At 76.4% G+C, this 18323-nt stretch carries 14 protein-coding genes; 7 read left to right on the forward strand and 7 right to left on the reverse strand.

Annotated features, from left to right (window positions below; translation table 11 throughout):
• The first annotated feature begins 27 nt into the window (after positions 1-27).
• Both AB0424_RS00875 and AB0424_RS00880 read left to right on the forward strand, forming a co-directional pair.
• On the forward strand, positions 28-1212 hold the full coding sequence (locus AB0424_RS00875) for a DUF2306 domain-containing protein (protein ID WP_366301130.1): 1185 nt from the start codon (positions 28-30) through the stop codon (positions 1210-1212).
• A gap of 56 nt (positions 1213-1268) precedes the next feature.
• Positions 1269-2279, forward strand: coding sequence for a hypothetical protein (locus tag AB0424_RS00880; protein ID WP_366301132.1), 1011 nt, complete (start codon positions 1269-1271; stop codon positions 2277-2279).
• A gap of 85 nt (positions 2280-2364) precedes the next feature.
• Here the strand turns inward: AB0424_RS00880 and AB0424_RS00885 are convergent, their stop codons facing one another.
• Positions 2365-2991 carry a hypothetical protein gene (locus AB0424_RS00885; RefSeq protein WP_366301133.1) on the reverse strand — a complete coding sequence of 209 codons (627 nt, stop codon included), beginning with the start codon at positions 2989-2991 and terminating at the stop codon, positions 2365-2367.
• Between the two features lie 130 nt (positions 2992-3121).
• On the opposite strand from AB0424_RS00885, the gene AB0424_RS00890 reads away from it, so the two are divergent.
• Complete coding sequence (locus tag AB0424_RS00890; protein WP_366301134.1) at positions 3122-3700, forward strand: isochorismatase family protein; 579 nt, start codon at positions 3122-3124, stop codon at positions 3698-3700.
• 66 nt (positions 3701-3766) lie between these two features.
• Here AB0424_RS00890 and AB0424_RS00895 read toward each other — a convergent pair whose 3' ends face one another.
• Both AB0424_RS00895 and AB0424_RS00900 read right to left on the reverse strand, forming a co-directional pair.
• Positions 3767-4429: an NAD(P)-binding domain-containing protein gene (locus AB0424_RS00895; protein WP_366301137.1), complete on the reverse strand. Its 663-nt coding sequence runs from the start codon at positions 4427-4429 to the stop codon at positions 3767-3769.
• Between the two features lie 173 nt (positions 4430-4602).
• Positions 4603-5406: an AraC family transcriptional regulator gene (locus AB0424_RS00900; RefSeq protein ID WP_366301139.1), complete on the reverse strand. Its 804-nt coding sequence runs from the start codon at positions 5404-5406 to the stop codon at positions 4603-4605.
• 50 nt (positions 5407-5456) lie between these two features.
• Between AB0424_RS00900 and AB0424_RS00905 the strand changes: the two genes are divergently transcribed.
• Entirely contained in the window at positions 5457-5891 is a 435-nt protein-coding gene (locus tag AB0424_RS00905) for a DUF2000 domain-containing protein (protein ID WP_366301142.1), read from the forward strand.
• A 169-nt stretch (positions 5892-6060) separates the two neighbouring features.
• The gene (locus AB0424_RS00910; RefSeq protein ID WP_366301144.1) at positions 6061-9255 is read left to right on the forward strand and encodes a LuxR family transcriptional regulator; all 3195 of its coding nucleotides are present in this window, start codon (positions 6061-6063) and stop codon (positions 9253-9255) included.
• Here the strand turns inward: AB0424_RS00910 and AB0424_RS00915 are convergent.
• Positions 9237-11048, reverse strand: a complete 1812-nt coding sequence (locus AB0424_RS00915) for a serine/threonine-protein kinase (protein ID WP_366301145.1) — start codon at positions 11046-11048, stop codon at positions 9237-9239. The two genes, AB0424_RS00910 and AB0424_RS00915, sit on opposite strands and share 19 nt — an antisense overlap.
• On the reverse strand, positions 11003-12688 hold the full coding sequence (locus tag AB0424_RS00920; protein ID WP_366301146.1) for a hypothetical protein: 1686 nt from the start codon (positions 12686-12688) through the stop codon (positions 11003-11005). Before AB0424_RS00920 ends, AB0424_RS00915 begins: the two co-directional genes overlap by 46 nt.
• Before the next feature lie 293 nt (positions 12689-12981).
• Between AB0424_RS00920 and AB0424_RS00925 the strand changes: the two genes are divergently transcribed.
• On the forward strand, positions 12982-14976 hold the full coding sequence (locus AB0424_RS00925) for a SpoIIE family protein phosphatase (protein ID WP_366301148.1): 1995 nt from the start codon (positions 12982-12984) through the stop codon (positions 14974-14976).
• A gap of 18 nt (positions 14977-14994) precedes the next feature.
• Here the strand turns inward: AB0424_RS00925 and AB0424_RS00930 are convergent, their stop codons facing one another.
• Entirely contained in the window at positions 14995-15627 is a 633-nt protein-coding gene (locus tag AB0424_RS00930) for a DinB family protein (RefSeq protein WP_366301149.1), read from the reverse strand.
• Between the two features lie 265 nt (positions 15628-15892).
• Positions 15893-16378, reverse strand: coding sequence for an Lrp/AsnC family transcriptional regulator (locus AB0424_RS00935; RefSeq protein ID WP_366301151.1), 486 nt, complete (start codon positions 16376-16378; stop codon positions 15893-15895).
• Positions 16379-16554: 176 nt separating this feature from the next.
• Here AB0424_RS00935 and AB0424_RS00940 point away from each other — a divergent pair, with 176 nt between their 5' ends.
• Positions 16555-18258, forward strand: a complete 1704-nt coding sequence (locus AB0424_RS00940; RefSeq protein WP_366301153.1) for a protein kinase — start codon at positions 16555-16557, stop codon at positions 18256-18258.
• The last annotated feature ends 65 nt before the right edge of the window (positions 18259-18323 follow it).

The raw sequence follows: 18323 nt of genomic DNA on the forward strand, positions 1-18323 counted from the left end.
CGTCCGACAAGCACGAGACGGGGGAGGGTGGCCACCGTCGCGGTGACGGCGGTCTGTCTGGCGTACGCGCCGATCGCCATGACCGAACTCTGGCCCTACGCAAGCCCCGGAGCCCCGGCCGTCGGCGAGTGGATCCTCGGCCGCTCCGTCTCCCCGGAGTTCGTCGCCGAGGCCGTGCGCGACCGGATCGGACCCTACGGGCGCAGCCTCGTCCCGCTGATCGTGCACTCCGTGCTCGGCGGCCTCCTGATGCTGCTCGGCCCTGTCCAGTTGCTCTCCGCCGTCCGCCGCCGCGTCCGGCTGCACCGCGTCACCGGGACCGTCTTCGCCGTGACCGTGTACGTGTCGATGGGCGGCGCCGCGCTCTACCTCGTCCGCACCCCGCCCGAAGAGGCGTTCAGCGGGGCCGCGTTCTGGATCGTGCTCGCCACGATCCTCGTCGGCACCGTCGGCAGCGTCACCTTCGGCATCCTCGCCGCCGTCCGCGGCTTCCCCGACCTGCACCAGCGCTGGATGCTGCTCTGCTACGGCTTCCTCATGACCGCCCCGCTGCTCCGGCTCGAATGGGGCTTCCTGCCCTCGGTCTACCCGGGGCTCGACATGCTCGACATCAACCGCGTCGCGATCATGCACCTCGGCTCCCTCGTCGCCTTCGGCGCGCTCCTCGCCTCCCGCGCCCTCGACCGGCGCGACACCGTCCCCGGCCTGACCGGCACCTGGTGCCCCGCGCCGGTCCAGGCGGCGGCCCACCTCGCCGGCGCCGCGGGCCTGGCGTGGATCACGTACGCCCTCCTCGACGGGGGGACCGCGGGCAGGCGGCTGCTCGTCGCCTACCTCGTCCCGTACGCCGTGGTCTACGCCGTCGTCGCGGTGCGGGCACTCCGCGCCGGCGCGCGGGGCGCCGCCTGGGCGGCCGAGGAGTGGCGGCTGCACCTCGTCGCGCTGTGCCTGGCCCCCGCGTTCTCGGCGGTGACCGTGCCCGTACTGGAGCGCTCCATGCACCTCGACCGCCCCACCGCCCTGCTGGCGGGCGTCGGTATCGGCGGCGGCATGCTCGCCTACGCCGCCGTCACCGCCGTCAGTCTTCGCGTCCTGTACGCCCGTGAACTCCTCAAGCGCCAGGGCACGTTCGTGGAGCCGACGGCCCGGCGGTCCGACGTGATCGCGGTTCCGGCCTCCGTCGGCACGGCGCAGGAAGGGCGGCAGGCATGAGCGGGGGCGGACATCGGACGAGCCAGGGATCCGGCGCGGGGGAGGCGACCGGAGGCGTGGTGGGGACCGAGGGCGCGGAGGAGAGCGCCGGTGCGGAGAAGAGCGCCGATGTGCCGCGGACGACACCTGAGGCCGGTGGAGCGTGGGCCGGACGTGAGCTGTCGCCCGCCGTCGTGCTCCTGAGCGGCGCCGTCGGCGGGATCAGCCTCGCCGTCGGCGGGCTCCTGGCCGGGACGAGCCTCCTCGGCTACCGGGCGGGGGCCTGGGTGTCCCCGGAGGCGCTGAGCCCCGGACTCGTCGGCGCGGCCATGCTGGGAGTGGCGCCCGCCCTGTTCACGGTCGGCCGGGCCCGCCTCTGGGAGGAGGTGCGGAGCCTCACCCTGCCGCTCGTGACGGTCCTCGTCGGCCTGTTCGCGGTGAGCCTGCTCAACGCGGGCAGCCTCCAGGCGTTCCGCGGCGGCCCGATCTTCCTCGCCCTGTTCAGCCTCGGCTGGGTCGCCACCCTGGGCGCCCTCGCCCTCGCGGCCGTGGGATGCCTCGTAGCCCAGTACCGCCGACCGGTCCGGCCCGGGCGTCCGGGCGGGCCCGCGGCCGGGGGCGAGACCGGGATCACGCAGGCCGGACCGGGCGCGGGCGACGCACCGCGTCCTCGTCCGGTCGCCCCGCTGCCCGGCTGGTCCAAGCCCCCGCTCGCCGTGCTCGGTTCGGGCTGGCTCGGCATCGGGGCCGGGCTCCTGGCCTTCCCGGCCTTCTGGGGGCCCCTGGTCCCCTGGACCGTGAACCGCGCCGACGCACAGGGCCTGGGCGTCTGGGCGCTGTCCCTGGGCGTGGGGGTGCTCGCCTCCCTGGCGGAGGACGACCTCGGCCGCACGCGTCCCGCGCTCCGCGCCGTCCCGGCGGTCGCCCTCGCGTCCGGTCTCGTGCTCGCCGTGCACGCCGGCTCCGTCGACTGGGCCTCGGGCCCCGGTGTCTCCCTGGTGGCCCTGGTGCTCGGCCTGCTCACGACCGGTGTCTCCGGGCACCTGCTCCTGTCCCGGGCCGCGCGCCGGAGTGCTGCCGGCCGGTGACGGGTACGGGCGCTGCCGCCAGGCCCTGCCTTCAGGGCCGTGCGGGGCGGCCGGGGGAGGCCGACGCCGTGCCGCGCCGGCCGCGTCAGGACCGCAGGCGCGGAGCCGTGTCGTCGGGGTCGTCCGGACTCGCGAAGTGGAACGGCACGGAGAGCGCGGCGGCCAGCGCTCCCCCCACCTGCTCGGCCACGGCCGCCGACGGATGGCGGCGGCCCCGGACCGCCCCGCCGCCGCGCTGTCGGCGCCTGACCTCGGACGTGGTCGCGGCCTCGGTTCCGGCCCCGCGTGCGGCGTCGGTCCGCTCGGCTTCCAGGTACCGCTCCGCCGTACCGCGGTAGACGGTCGCCAGCGCGCGCTCGCCGACGGGATCGTCGGTGAGCGCGAGGAGGTTCACGAACCAGTCGTGCACGGTGTCGCCGTCCCACACCGCCTCGATGGCGACGACCCGACCGGGACAGCCGGCGGCCCGGGCCACCAGGGACTCCTGGTCGAGCGGGCTGTCGGGGGTGCGGGCGACCCGGTCGCCGTGGTGGAGGTAGCGGCCGTGGACGAGGCGTTCGGCGTCGTGCAGGCCCAGACCACGGGCGCGCGTCACCTCCAGGACGGCGAGGACCGCCCGCATCCGGGCGTCCTGGAGGACGAAGCCGTCGACCTCGTCGCGGATCCCGGCCGGCAGCAGCTCCCACCACTCGGACGTGTCCGTGTCCGTCATGTCCCACCCCGTTCGTGCTTCTCGTCGGCGGGTCAGGCTAACCCGCCGACTCCGGGGCGTGCGCGGGCATTTCGGCCCGGCCGGCGGTAACTCCGTGGCGCCGGCGGCCGGTGGCGGACAGGATGGCGGGATGACCCAGCTCGCGCAGCCCGTGGACGCCCTGATCGTCGTGGACGTGCAGTCGGCGTTCGTCACCGGGGAGGGGGCCGTGCCCGCCGCCGCCCGGCTCGTCGACCGGACGAAGGACCTGATCTCCCGGGCCCGGCAGGAGGGGGCACTCGTCGTCCACCTGCAGAACGACGGCCCACCCGGATCCGAGGACGAACCCCACACGCCGGGCTGGGAGCTCCACCACCCCGTCGAGCCGGGCCCGTCGGAGGTGGTGATCCGCAAGCCGCGCGACGACGGCTTCCACGGGACGTCACTCGGCGGCGTCCTCGCCGACGCGGGGGTGCGGGCGGTCGCCGTCTGCGGCGTCATGTCGGAGATGTGCGTCCAGGCCACCGCCCGTACGGCCCTGGAGCGCGGCTACCGCGTGGTCGTGCCGCACGACGCGCACGCCACCCAGGACTGCCCGGCGGTTCCCGGGGTCAGCGAGCTGGTCCCGGCCGCGACCGTCTCCCGTGTCGCCGCCTACGCGCTCGGGAGCGACGCGGAGGTCACCGTGTCCGCCTCCGCCGTCACCTTCACGGCGGCCGGGGCACGCTGACCCCGCCCCTCCGCTCCGGGGCGGCCCGGACGGACGTCGTCCGCCGGACCTCCCGGTGACGGGACATCAGCCCCTGAAGCCCGCCGGGCGCTCGGGCGAGGCATCGGCGAGCGCCTTGGTCACGGAGTCCACGCCCTCGCGGAGCCCGTAGACCGGGGTGTCCGGCTGCTGACGCCACGAGTCGTCGATCCCGCCCGCGTCCACGGTGTCGAAGCCGAGTTCGTCGATGAGGCTGCGCACCCGCTCCTTCGCCGCCGCGTCGTCGCCGGCGACCGGAAGCGCGAGCCGGTCGGGGTCGCCCGCCGGGCGCGGCCGGTCCAGGATGTCCTGCGCGTAGGTCCCGTTGAACGCCTTGACCACCGGGTGGCCGATCTGGCGCTCGGTCCAGCGGCTCTCCGTGAGCCCCTCGTCCTCGATGGCGTCGATGCGGCCGTCGCGCTCCCGCGGGTAGTAGTTGCCGGTGTCGATGACGACGAACCCCTCGGCGGCACCGGCGAACAGCCCGGACGGCAGGTCGGGGACGTTCTTGAGCGGCACGGTCACGACGACGACCTCGGCGCCGCGGGCGGCCTCGGTGACGACGACCGGGGTGGCGCCCGTCTCCTCGGCGAGCGCGCCGAGGGTCTCGGGGCCGCGGGAGTTGGCCACGGAGACGTCGTGGCCGAGTGCGGTGAGGCGGCGGGTGAGGTTGCCGCCGATGTTGCCGGCTCCGATGATGCCGATCTTCATGGTGCTTCCTTCTGTTCCGGCTGGATTCCGGCGAGCAGGTTGAAGGCGCCCGTCAGGAGGTGGAGAGTGACGACAGGCACAACCCCCTTGATCACGCGGTTGTTCCGGCCGTGCGCCCCGTGTTTCGGCCATGTCGTCGTCGCGGAGCGCCGCCGGTCCGGCGTCGCTTCCGGTCAGCCCCGTCGCTGCCGGGCGAAGCGTCCGGGCGTGGTCCCCACGATCTTCCGGAAGGCGCGGCCGAGGTGCGACTGGTCGTAGAAGCCGGTCGCGGCGGCGACGTCGCCCGGGGCCTGCCCGTCGAGCAGCAGCCGGCGGGCGCGGTCGACCCGGCGGGCCGTCAGGTACTGGTGGGGTGCGATGCCGAAGGCGCCGCTGAACGCCCGTACCAGGTGGGCGGGATGGGCGTGCAGCAGCCCCGACGCCTCGTCCAGGGACAGTCCCTGCGGCAGCCGTTCGTCGAGCAGCTCCCGCAGCCCGTGCGCGACGCCGGGATCCGCCGCGGGGCGCGCCCCGGCCGCGATCCCCGGCCGCAGGTGGCCGCGCAGCCGTTCGCCGACGAGCGCGAGCCGGCTCTGCGCCTCCAGCTCGCCGCCCGGATCCGCGAGCGCCGTGTGCAGCTGCCCGACGCGGCGGCGCAGCAGCGGGTCGACCAGATCCGGCCCGTCCACCGCCGGACCGATGAAGGTCTCGTCCAGCTGTGTCAGGTCCAGGTACAGGACTCGTTTGCGGAAGCCGTGGGACGTGGCGGGGGAGCCGTTGTGCGGGACCTGCGGCGGGAGCAGCGACACCGTGTCGTGCGGAGTGCCGCGCTCGCGGCGGTTCAGGTCGTAGCGGACGGCGCCGTCGTCGACGATCAGCAGCGTCCACACGTCGTGGACGTGCATCGGGTACGCGTGCTCGGTGAAGTGCGCGTGGAAGACCTCCACGACCCCCGGTACCCGCGGCCGCCACGCCGAGATCTCTTGCCTGGCAGGCATGCAAAGAATGTACAAGACCGCGAGGCGGGACGGTCGGCAGTCTCGAGGGCATGAACACCACCGACACCGCGCCCGTCCGCTTCGACACCAAGATCGCCGTCCTGCTCCGCGAGGACCTGGAGACCTGGCAGCGGCTCAACGTCACCGCGTTCCTCGTGAGCGGCCTCGGCGGACGGCTGCCCGAGGTGATCGGCGAACCGTACGCCGACGCCGACGACATCCCGTACCTGCCGATGTTCCGTCAGCCCGTCCTGGTCTTCGAGGGCACCAAGGAGGTCCTGACCGCGGCCCACGGAAGGGCGCTCTCCCGCGCGCTGCCCCGGGCCGTCTTCACCTCCGACCTCTTCGCCACCGGGAACGACCGGGACAACCGGGCGGCGGTGCGGGCCGTGCGGACGGACCACCTCGACCTCGTCGGTCTCGCCGTGTACGGGCCGCGCAACGCGGTCGACAAGGTCCTCAAGGGCGCGCGCATGCACCCCTGACGGCGGCCGTCCCGCCGTGCCGTGTCCCCTCGCGGCCGGCCCCTCCCACCGCCCTGGGCCCGCACGGCAGACCGACGGCCCCGCTGTCGGTGCCGTGCCGTACAACTGGGACCGGGGAAGACACAGACGGCACACGGCGCGACGCACGACCGTACGAGGGGGACTGTACGTGGACACTTTCGCGGACCCGGGGTGCGTCGACCGCGCGCCCCTCGTCGGGCGGGACGGGGAGCTCGACCGGCTCGACGCGGCCCTGCGGAGCCGGTCCGGGGGGACGGGCCCCGTGGTCGTGGACGTCACCGGCGACCCCGGCATCGGCAAGACCCGGCTGCTCACCGAGTTCGCGGCCCGTGTGCGCGGCCGAGGGACACCCGTCCTGCACGGCCGTCCGGGAGCGGCGGGCGGCGCCCGCCCCGCCGTCCCCTTCCACGTCCTCGCCGACGCCTTCGCCGACCTCGACCACCGGGACCGCGCCGCGGCGCCGGTCCTCGCGGCCCTCGCGGAACTCGTGGAGGGGCCGGCGGCCGACCCCTCGGCCCGGGCGGGCCATCGGATGGAGGCCGGTCACCGAGTGGAGGCCGGCCGTCGGACGGAAGCCGGTCATCGAGTGCAAGCCGGCCTCCCGGCGGCCGGATCGGGAGCGGCCGGATCGGGAACAGTCGGATCGGGAGCGGCCGGACCGGGAGCGGCCCGTACCGCCCGCGTACGCCGGATCGCGACGGCGCTGGGCCGGGTCCCGGATCCCGGGCTCCTCGTCGTCCTCGACGACTTCCACGACGCCGACCCGGCGTCCGTCGAGCTCCTCGACCACCTCCTCCGCCACCCCCGCCGGGCCCCCGTCCTCCTCGTGGTGGCCCGCCGGGAGCGTCAGACCCCGCCCGGCCTCGCGTCGGTCCTGGCCCGCGCGGCCGACGACGGAACCGCCTCCCCGCTGGCCGTCGGACCGCTGGACGCGCGGGAGTGCGCGGCGGGACTCGCCCCCGGCCTGCCGCCCGGGACGGCCCGGGAGCTCCACCTCGACAGCCTCGGCTTCCCCCTCTACTACCGAGCCCTCGCGGCTGCCCGGACACGCCGGGACGAAGCGGCCGGCCGGGGGCCGGTGGCCGTGGTCCTCGACGAACTCACCCCCCTCGGCGCGGCCGAGCGCGCCGTCGTCGACGCGATCGCCGTCCTGGGGGAGCGGGCCACGGCCGACCTCGTCGCGGCCGTCGCCCCGACCGGCCCCGGCCCCCGGCACGCCACCGATCCCGACGATCGCCGCACGGCGGGTCCCCGCGACCGGCGCGCCGCGGGCGCCGACGGCGGGGACCCGGCGGATTCCGGCGACCGGGACACGGGAGGCTCCGACGGCCCGGTTGCCACGGGCTCCGGCCACCGGCATCCGGGGGGCTTCGACGGCCGGGACACGGCGGCCGCGGCCCTGCGCGCGCTGGCCCGTCGCGACCTCGTCCGGCACGACGACGACGGACACCGTCTCCGGCTGCGCCACCCCGCCCTGCCGGAGCTCGTCCAAGGCGCCCTCGACCCCTGGCGGCGCAGGGAGCTGCACCGGCGCGCCGCCGACGCCCTCGCCGCGGCGGGAGCGCCCGTCACCGCGCGCGCCCCGCACCTCGTGCGCGCCGCGACGACCTGGGACCCGGCCACCGGCGCCGACCTCGTCGAGGCCGCCGAGCGGGTCGCAGTCGCCGACCCGGCCCGCGCCGCCGACTGGCTCGCCGCCGTCCTCGCGCTCCTCCCCGACACCCCCGATCACCGGACCACCCGCACGGACCTGCAGCTGCGACGGGCCCGCGCCCTGGGCTGCGCGGGACGCGTCGCCGAGAGCCGGGACCTCCTCCACCGGCTCATCGACGCCGGCCGCGACGACGACACCGCCGCCACCCCCGAGGCACGCACCTCCGCCGTGCTGCTCTGCGCCTTCATGGAGCGCCACCTCGGCCGCTATCCCGAGGCGGACGCCCTGCTCCGCCGCGAACTGGAGCGGAACCCGGGGCCCCGGTCCGACCTGCGGACCTGGCTCGTCGTGGAATGGGGCTGCCGCGCCCTCTTCGCCGCCCGGTACCCCGAAGTGCGCCCCGTGGTTGCCGACGCCCTCGACGACGCCGTCCGCCGCGGCGACGAGCCGGGCACGGCCGAAGTCCTGACGCTGGCCGCGCTCGGTGAGATGTACGAGGGCGAGACCTCCGCCGCCCGCGTCCACGCGGCCCGGGCCGCGGCCCTCACCGACTCCTTCACCGACGGCCGCCTCGCCGGCCACGCCGAGTCGCTCGTGCGCCTCGGCTGGTGCGAGGTCTTCCTGGAGCAGTACGCGGCGGCCGAGCGACACGCCACCCGCGGGGTCGCGATGGCCCGCCGCACCGGCCGGCCCTTCGCGCTCTCCCAGCTCCTGCTCTGCTCGGCGTACGTCCACTTCATGACCGGCAGGATCGGCACCGCGCTCGACCTGGCCGACGAGTCGGTCTCCGTCGCCCGCTCCCTCGGCGGCGCCGAACTCCTCGGCTTCAGCCGGGCGATCCGCGCCACCCTCCTCCTGCACGCCCGCCCCCTCGGCGACCCCGAGCCGCTGGCCGCCGCCGAGGAGGCCGCGGCCACCGTGGGGACCGCCGAGGGCTGGTGGGCCACCCAGGCCCGCTGCCTGCTCGGCTACAGCGTCCCGCTCGCCCAGGACCCGCACCGGGTCCGGGAGGTGCTGACGCGGGCCGGGGGCGACCGGGACCTGTCCCGGCTCCAGTCCTCCCTGCGCCCCGGCTATCTCGAACTCCTCTCCGGGGCCGCGCTCGCCGCCGGTGACCTCGCGGAGGCCGAGCGGGCCGCCCGGCGCGCCCGGTCCGAGGCGGACTCCCTGGACCTGCCCGTCCAGCGGAGCGCGGCGACGCGCGCCCGGGGCCGGGTGCTGTCGGAGAAGGGCGAACCCGCGGCGGCGGCGGAGGCGTTCACCGAGGCCGCGCGCGAGAGCGCACGCTCGGGCGCCGTCGTCCGCGAGGCCCACAGCCTGCTCCTCGCCGCCCCTCAGCTGCGGGCCGCGGGCGACGCGCGCCAGGCCGCGGCGGCGTGGCGACGGGGCCGCCGCCTGGCCGCCCAGAGCGGGGCCCGCATGCTGGTCGACCTCGCCGACCGGACCCGCCCGGACCCGCCCGCCGCCGGCGGGCTCGCCGACCTCACCCCGCGCGAGCGGGAGATATCCGTCCTGGTGGCCGAGGGGCTCACCAACCAGGCGGTGGCCGACCGGCTCTGCCTCAGCCCCCGCACGGTCGAGAGCCACGTCGCCCGCGTCTACCGCAAGACGGGCGTGGAGACCCGTGCCGGACTCGCCTCGCTGGTGGTGCGGTCCGGAACGGGCGGCGGTCAGTTCGCGCGCGGGTAGGTGGCGATCACCCGGCCCTTCGCGTCGGCCTTGAGATAGCCGGAGCCGTACGAGTCGGAGAGGTAGACGCTCAGCCCGGGATCGCTGCCGAGCAGGGTCGACGCCGGCGTGACGATCAGATAGCGGCTCGTCGGCTGCGTGACGCCCAACTCCTTGTCGGCGCGCTTCAGGAGCGCCGGCAGGACGTCCCAGTCGAAGGCGTTCAGGTCCGCGGGCACCGAGCCGGGGAACGCGGTGCCGCCCGGACCCTGCCGGACGGCCACGTCCTCGCCCCGGTACACGTACCGGTCGTACCGCTTCGAGCTGCCCTTGACGAGTGCCTCGGCCACCGCGTAGTCCGGGTACACCACGAACCCCGTCACCTTGGCGCCGCCCGTAGCCGCGTGCACCGCCGCCACGGCCGCCCGCACCCCGTCGGGGGTCAGCAGGTCGCGCTGGACCGGCGTCGTGGGCTCCTTCGGCGGCGTCGCGGCCGCCGTGGCCGCTCCGCCGCCCGCGCCCTGCTTCGGCGGGGGCGCGGAGGTCGGGTTGCCGCCGGGTTCGCCGGGCCGCCAGTCCCAGGTCATGGCACCGACGGGGATCCCCACCGCGAGGACGACCACGACCGCCGCCCCCAGGAACCGGCCGGTGCGCCCACGACGTCGCCCGCCGTCGGCGCGCACCGGGGAGGCCGCGGTGGCCGCGGCGGACGGACCGGCGGTGAACGGACCGCCGGCGAACGGGTTCCCGCCGGGAGCGACGGCGGACGGCGCCGCCACCGGCGCCGGACCCGTGGAAGACGGCTTCGCGGGGGCCGCCAGGTGGAACGAGGTGGCGTCCGCCGCGCCCGCGTCCGCGCCCGTCGTCCGCGGGTCCGCCGCGGCTCCGGGACGCGGCCCGCGGGGCGGTGCCGCGTCCCCTGCCTCCTGCTCAGGGGGTGTCGACGGATCGGCGTGCGCGGCCGCCGCGAGGGCGCGGTCGAGCTCCTCCGGCCCGGGCCGGGCGGCCGGATCCCGCACCAGCAGCCGGGAGAGGATCCCGGCCAGCGGGCCGGCCCGCAGCGGAGGCGGGACGTCGTCGGAGATGACCGCCGCGAGGGTCGCGAGGGTGTTCTCCCGGCGCAGCGGATGGTGCCCCTCGACGGCCACGTACAGGAGCATGGCGAGGGACCACAGGTCGGCCGCCGGACCGCTGGTCCCGCCGCGGATGCGCTCGGGCGCCATGTAGTCCGGCGAGCCGATGATCGAGCCCGAGGCGGTGAGGACGGTGGACTCGCGGATGGCCGCGATGCCGAAGTCGGTGAGCACCGGACGGCCGTCCGGCCGCAGCAGGACGTTGGCGGGCTTCACGTCGCGGTGCTCGATGTCCCGCCCGTGCGCCGCGCGCAGCGCCGACAGCAGCCCACGGCCGAGGACGGCGGCCTCGGCCGGGGCCATCGTGCCCCGCTCCAGCCGGTCCTGGAGGGAGCCGCCGGTGACGAGCTCCATCACGAGCCACGGATAGGTCCCCTCGCCCGCGTCCACGATGTGATGGATCGTCACCACGTTCGGGTGGTCGATCCGCGCCAGGGCCCGCGCCTCGCGCAGCACCCGGGCGCGCAGCGTCCGGGCCCCCTCCGCGTCGTGCTCGGCGAGGGAGGGACCGGGCGGGATCACCTCCTTGAGCGCCACGTCGCGGTGGAGGGCCAGGTCGCGGGCGCGCCAGACCGTGCCCATGCCGCCCCCGCCGAGCCGCTCCGTCAGCTCGAAGCGGCCGTCGATCACTCTGTTCACACACACCCCTGTACTCGGGTCCTCGGGGCGGCCGCGGCCCATCGGCCCCTCCCGCCCACATCGCCGTACACGTTCACCTGATAACGCCCGGGCCGCCCGTACGGCTCCGGAAGCCCGGACAGCCCCGGCCACGGACCGGTGCCCTCCCCACCCGTACGCATCGCCCCGGTCTCCTGCCCGCGCGCGTCCCCGCCTCCGAGCGGGCTCCCGTCCCCCCGCCCGCTCCCGCGGCGGGCCTCGCGGCGGGCCTCGCGGCGGGCCTCTTCGAGGATCACCTCCGCGGCGGCCTCGCCCAGGACGGCCGACACCTGCCGGGCCCGGCCGCGCAGCGCGCCCGCCGCGGCACCGTGGTCGCCCGCCGCGCGCCAGAGATCGGCCGCCCGCTCGTAGGCGCGTGCCGAGCGCTCCGGCGCCCCGGACTCGGCGAAGGCGTGTGCCGCCCGATGGACGAGCGCGGCGGCGTGCCGCCGGTCACGCCAGCGCCCGCACCGTCCGGCCGCGAGCGTGTACTCGCGTGCCGCCCGACCGGGTTCGCCCAGACACAGCGCGGACTGCGCGAGCCAGGCCCTGGCCCGTACGAGCGCCGCCTCGTCGCCGCTCGCCGCGAACGCCGACAGGGAGTCCTGGAGGAGGGCGGCGGCCTCCCGGCAGCGCCCCCGCTCCGCGTACACGGAGCCGAGCCACAGCCGGGCCAGCGCCGCCGGACGCGGGTCCTCGGCGGCCCCGCCCGCCCCGTCCAGGGCCTCCACCAGCAGCGACACCTCCTCGTCCCCGATGCCGCGACCGCCCCGCCCCACGGACGCCGGTTCCGCGAGCGTCCGCGCGAGCGCCAGAGCGAGGCGGGTCCGGTCGGAGGCTCGCAGCGGGGCCGCGGGGCCGTCGGCGCGCAGCGCCGACCTCAGCACTCCGGCCGCCTCCTGGTGGGCCCCGACGGCACGCAGCACCCCGGCGAGCAGCAGCTCGTGCCGGGCGGCCCCCCACGGCCGTCCCCCGGCCCGCTGGTCCGCCACGGCGGCCCGCAGATGGACGAGGGCCGCGGCCGGGTCGTCCGGCGCGGTGATCCGGCCCAGCAGCGCCCGCGCGTCGGCGAGCGGACCGAGCACCGCGGGATCGGCCCGGTGCGGCGCCGCGAACGCGATCAGCCGGCCGAGCTCCCCGCGCAGCGCCACCGCCTCGGCCCCCGGATCGGGCATGCCGTCGAGGAGGTCGGCCCACGCCCGGGCGCGCAGCACCAGCACCCTCGCCGTCTGGGCGACGGTGGCCCGACCCGTCCGGTGCAGGGCGACGGCGCGTTCGCACAGCTCCGCCAGCTCGGCGCGGCCCGCGGGCCCCGGATCCTGGCCGGCCACGACCGCCCGCGCCCGCGAGACGAGCGCCTTGCCCCGCTGCCCGGCCCGCTCGTGCAGGTCGGCAGCCCGGGAGTAGAGCGGGCTCGCGGCGGGCCGCGCCCCGCCCCGGCAGTCCAGCGCCGTCGAGTCCAGGGCGTCCGCGTGGTCCCCCGGCGTGATGGTGCCGCCCGCGCGCCGCAGGGCCGCCGCCGCCCGCTCCCACGCCCTGCCCGCCGCCGGGTGCCCCTCGGCCGTGAGCCGGCGGGCCCGGTGCAGCAGCTCGTGCGGGTCCTCCGGCTCCCCGCCGTACGCACGCGCGCCGGGCCGGGACTCGTCGGGCCGGCGGCTGCTCATGGGGAGGGCTCCGGGCGTGCTCGGGACGGACGGGGGCGTGCTCGGACCTGCGTACGCAGAGGTCGGACCGACTCTGGCAGGCCGGAGCCGCCCCGCACATCCGTAGAACTACGGAACCCCTCCTCCATCGACCGGCCGCATTGCGCAGGGCTCCCGGTCGACGTCTCGGATAGGGTGATTCGGTAGGGAATGCCCCCTGGGGCCTGGGTGATGCGTAGGTCGATGCGTTGGAGACTCACCAGACGTCGAGCAGGGTTCCGCAGCCGCCCAGGGCGGCCGTCGGGGACGCCGGCGTGCTCCGCGAGCTCCTGCCGATCGCCCTGTGGCGGGAGGACGCGGACGGCCGGATCGTCGAGTGGTCACTCGCCGCCCAGGACCTCCTCGGCCACCGCCCCGAGCACGTGCTCGGCCTCCTGGCCGCCCCGCTCCTCGTCCCCGACGCCAACCGCGAACTCGCCGAGCGGCTCACCGACCGGGTCCAGGCGGGCGAGACGATGGTCGGCACCCTGCCCGTCCGGCACCGCGACGGCCACACCATCGCCATGGAGATGTGGATCGTGCCGGCCGCCGACCCGGCGGGCCGGCCCGGGGCCATGCTCATCGCGGTCGAGACCTCCGAGGTCCTGCGCATGCGGGAGAACCTGGCCGCGATGGAGACCCTCTTCACCCAGTCGCCGATCGGCCTCGCGCTCCTCGGCCCGGACCTGCGCTTCCTCCGCGTGAACGACGCCCTCGCCCGGATGAACGGGGTCCCGGCCGCCGAACACGTCGGCCGCCGGCTCACCGAGGTCGTGCCCGGGGTCAACGCCGCCTCCCTGGAGGCGCTGATGCGCCAGGTCCTCGGCAGCGGGAACGCCGTCGTGGACGCCCGTCGGGTGGGCCGCACCCCGGCCGACCCCGACCGCGACCACATCTGGTCCTGCTCCTACGCACCGCTCGTCGACCGGGCCGACAGCCGGTCGCTGGGGCTCATCGCCTCCCTCGTCGACATCACCGAGAGCCAGGAGGCCCACACCGAGGTCGAGCGGGCCCGGCACCGCTTCGCCCTGCTGGCCGAGGCGGGCGCCCGGATCGGCACCACCCTGGACCTGAAGACGACCGCCGAGGAGGCCGTCCGTTTCCTGGTCCCGCAGCTCGCCGACTCCGCCGACGTGCAGATGCTGGAGTCCGTCCTCGAACCGGACGACCCGGCCGCCTCCACCCGGGGCGTCCTGCGGCGGCTCGCCGCCCGCTTCCCCGACCCGACCGCCCCCACCGCGCTCCTCGCCCCGGGTCAGACCTTCCAGATCCCCCTCGACTCGGTGTACGAGCAGGTCGTCCTCCGCGGCCGGCCCACCAACCTCTACAACTCCGACATCCCCGAGCTCTTCACCGACCCGCGCACCGAGGCCCTCCGCACCTACCTCGCCACCCGCCTCGGCTCGGCCCGGCTGGTGCCCCTCGTCGCCCGCGGACAGGTCCTCGGCGCGGTGACGGTGACCCGGCTGCGGACCCGCGAGCCCTTCGACGAACAGGACTGCGTCCTCATCGACGAGGTCGTCGCCCGCGCCGCGCTCAACATCGACAACGCCCGCCTCTACACCACCCAGCGGGAGGCGGCGATCACCCTCCAGCGCAGCCTCACCAACAGCGAACTCCCCGCCGTCACCGGCCTCGAACTCACCGGCCGCTACCTGCCCGCCAGCGCTCACGACGTCGGCGGCGACTGGTTCGACGTCATCGCCCTGCCCGGCGGCCGGACGGGCCTGGTCATCGGCGACGTCATGGGACACGGCATCCACGCGGCGGCCGTCATGGGCCAACTCCGGACCGCCGTCAGGACCCTGGCGCGGCACGACATCTCCCCGGCCCGGATGCTCAGCTCCCTCGACGAGGTCGTGGCCGACCTCGGCGAGGACGAGATGGCGACCTGCGTCTACGCGGTCCACGACCCGGCCACCCGGGAATGGGTCATCGCCCGGGCCGGGCACCCCCCACCCGCGGTGGCCACCCCCGACGGCACCATCACCTTCCTCGACGGCCCGCCCGGCACCCCGCTCGGCACCGGAGCCCACGACTTCGGCACCCAGGAGGTCGCCCTGCCCGAGGGCGGCCTGGTCGTGCTCTACACGGACGGACTCATCGAAGCGCGCGACCGCGACCTCGACGAGGGCATGCGCCAGCTCGCCGGCGCGCTCCGCCCGCTCAACCGGCCGCTGGACACGCTCTGCGACGAGGTCCTGGGCAGGCTCCTCGCGGCTCCCGCCCAGGACGACGTGGCGATGCTGCTCGCCCGGACGACCCGCTGACCCGGCGCGCGAGGCCGGTCAGGCGCCCGCGTGCCCGAGCCGGTACAGGTCCCGGAGCAGGGCGATCTCCGCTCCGTGGTGCAGGAGTTCCTGGTTCACCCACCACACGACGTCGAGGAACACCTCCTCGGAGTCGCCGCCGTGCGGATAGGTGCTGTGGCCCACGGTGTCGAGGACCGTGTCGTCGGCGGCGAGCAGGGACTCCCGCCAGGCGGTGGCAGCCGAGTCGAAGGCCGCGACGGCGGTGGCGGCGTCGCCGCCGACCGCGTAGTCGTCACGGGTCAGCGAACGGCTGCCGTGCGTGTGGTCCGCGCGCAGCGCGAGCAGCTCGCTCAGATGCGTCAGCCGCCACGCGATCGTCGTGAACGGCGGCGGAGCGGGGTGCGGCGGCGGTGCCGAGTCCCGGCCGAACTCCCCCCTGCCCGTCAGGACCGTGGCCCGCGGCCCCGGCCCGTCAGCTCGGCGCCGCACCGACCAGCACCCCGGCCCCGGCTCCCACAGGTACTCCGCGTCGGTCATCGGGCCGACCTCGACCTCCGTGCCGTTCCCGCTGTTCATCACCGGGCCGGCCATCCGGTCGGCGAGCCGCTGCCGGGCGAAGTCGAACTCGGCGAGGAGAGGGGCCAGTCGGGCGGGCACGTGGTCGGCCATCGGGCGCTCCGGATCACGGGGGACAGGGCGCTCGTACCCTCGCACAGGGCGCCATCCGCGCGCCCGTGAATTCCCTCCGGCCCGCGGCCAGGCCCTTCCGCACGGGCGCCGGTCCCCGCGAACGCCGCACCGGCCCCCGCACCGGCCCCCGCACCGGCTCCCGCGCCGGCTCCCGCACCGGCTCGCGTGCCGCGAACCCCGCGCCGCCGCCCGTGTGGCCGGCCCCGCCCCGGCTCCGCCTCGTGTGCCCTCGCCGCCGCCGAGGTCAGGGCTGCGGTGCGCCCGACCGTCCGCCGATCGATTCCACCAGCGGCAGCAGCCGGTGCGCCACGCGCTCGCGCAGCGCGATCTCCGTCCGGGTGCGGACCACGCCCGGCAGTCGGATGAGCCGCTGGATGACGTCCTCCAGATGACCGGCGTCCCGCGCCACCACCCGGGTCAGCAGGTCACCGCCGCCGGTGATGGAGAACGCCTCGACGATCTCGGGGACGCCGGCGAGCGCGTCGCCGACCTCGTCGAGACGGCCCTGGGTCACCTCGACGTGCACGAAGGCGAGGACCGGGTGCCCGAGCGCCGCGGGGGAGAGGACCGGTCCGGTGGAGGTGATCACGCCGTCCCGCTCCAGCCGGTCGATCCGGGCCTGCACGGTGCCCCGCGCCACCCCCAGGATCCGCGCGTACTCGCGCACGCTCGTCCGCGGCTGCTCCATGAGCAGCCGCAGGATGCGGGTGTCGAGCTCGTCCACCGCCATGACCCGTGGGCCTCCTCAGTCACCGCTCGCCCGGCCGAAACGCTTCGAACCGTCCACATCCGGCGAACGGGGGCGAACACCTCTGATTCCCGACTGTACCGATGCGCCCGCGCCGCATCCCGTACGGTCGGTGCGTCCGGACAGCGGGGCTCCGGGCCAGGGGGAACAGGAGCGTCATGACGGGTGAGCCGTGGCTGCGGCCGTTGCAGGGGGACGACCCGGAGCGGCTCGGCCCGTACCGGCTGATCGGCCGGGTGGGCTCGGGAGGAATGGGCCGGGTCTACCTCGGCCGCACCGTCAGCGGCCGGCTCGTCGCGGTCAAGACGCTCCTCGCGGAGGGCGAGGTCGCCGAGTCCGACCGCCGCCGGTTCGCCCGCGAGGCCGCCTTGGCCCGCCGGGTGACCGGCATGTTCACCGTGCCCGTCCTCGACGCGGACGCCGACGCCCCCAGACCCTGGATGGCCACCGAGTACGTCCCCGCCCCCTCTCTCGCCGAACTGGTCCGCGCCGGCGGCGCCCTGCCGCCGGCGGCCGTGCGCTGGATCGCCGCCGGGACGGCGGAAGCGCTGGTGGACCTCCACCGGGCGGACATCGTGCACCGCGACGTGAAGCCGGCCAACGTCCTCCTGCCGCTCACCGGACCCCGCCTCATCGACTTCGGGATCTCCCACGCCGTCGACCTCACCCGCACGTCCCTCACACTCGGCACGATCGCCTTCACCTCGCCCGAGCAGGCGCGCGGAGAGACGTCCACCCCCGCCTCCGACGTGTACGCGCTGGGCGCCACCCTCTTCCACCTCGCGACCGGCCGGCCTCCCTACCCGCCCGGTGCCGACGCCTTCCTGCTCCTCGCGCGCGTGCAGCGCGCCGAGGTGGCGCTCACCGGCCTGCCCCCCGAGCTGGACGACCTCATCCGGCCCCTCCTGCGGCTCGACCCGGCGCTCCGCCCCACCCCGGCCGACGTCCTCGCCGCCTTCGAACGCGAACCCCTCGGCGGCAGCGAACTCCTCTCCCCGTCCTGGACGTCCCTGATCCGCTCCCACCACGCGTACGTGCCCCCGGCCCACCCCGAAACCCTCCGTCCGCCGGGCGACCCCCGCACACCCACACCCGCACCCACCACCTCACCCACACCCGAACGCCCCGCGCCCCCCGAGTCGACCGCGTCCCCTGGCCCGACCGAGACCCCCGTGCCCGCCGCGCCCGCCGGGACACCGTCCCGGGCCGCCGCCCCCGCGCTGCCCGGGACGCCCGCCTCGGTGCACCACGCCGCCACCCGCACGGCCCCACCGCGGCGGACCCCGGCCGAACCTCCTGTCCTCCCCGAGGCCCGTGCCGCGTCACGAAGCCGTTCCCGTCGCCTCCTGATCCCGCTGCTGTCCGCCCTCGCGGCGGCCGTCCTCGTCGGCGGCTACCTGGTCTACGACGGTCTCGGCGACGACGACCAGGGACTCGCGGTCGGGGCCTGCCTCTCCAACACCCGTACCGGCCCGGCGGTCTTCACCCCGGCCGAGGCGCGCGAGGCGGACTGCTCGAAGCCGGACGCCCGCCTCACCGTCACGGCGGTGCCCGGCGCCGACGACTCGTGTCCGAACGAGGGCCACCCCGGCGAACGCCTCGGGACCCGGAACCTCTGCGTCGGCCCGCACGTCCGCGAAGGGGACTGCCTCGACGCCACCCGCGGCACCCAGGGCGTCCTCCCCGCCGACCTGCTCTGGACGGTACGCCCCTGCACCGGCACCACCCCCGAACTCCGCGTCGTCGACATCGGCGACTCCGTCTACAACCTCGTCGACTGCGGCCCCGCCTACTCCTCCACCCCCGACAGCCTCCCCTGGACCGAGACCAGCCGCACCGACTACTGCCTCTCGACGGCCTGAGGGCCTGACGGCCTGACGGTGCTCGGCGCTCCTGGTGCCGCCCTGTCGGGCCGGTTCTACCGTGG

The sequence above is a fragment of the Streptomyces sp. NPDC051180 genome (assembly GCF_040689545.1).
Lineage (GTDB): Bacteria > Actinomycetota > Actinomycetes > Streptomycetales > Streptomycetaceae > Streptomyces.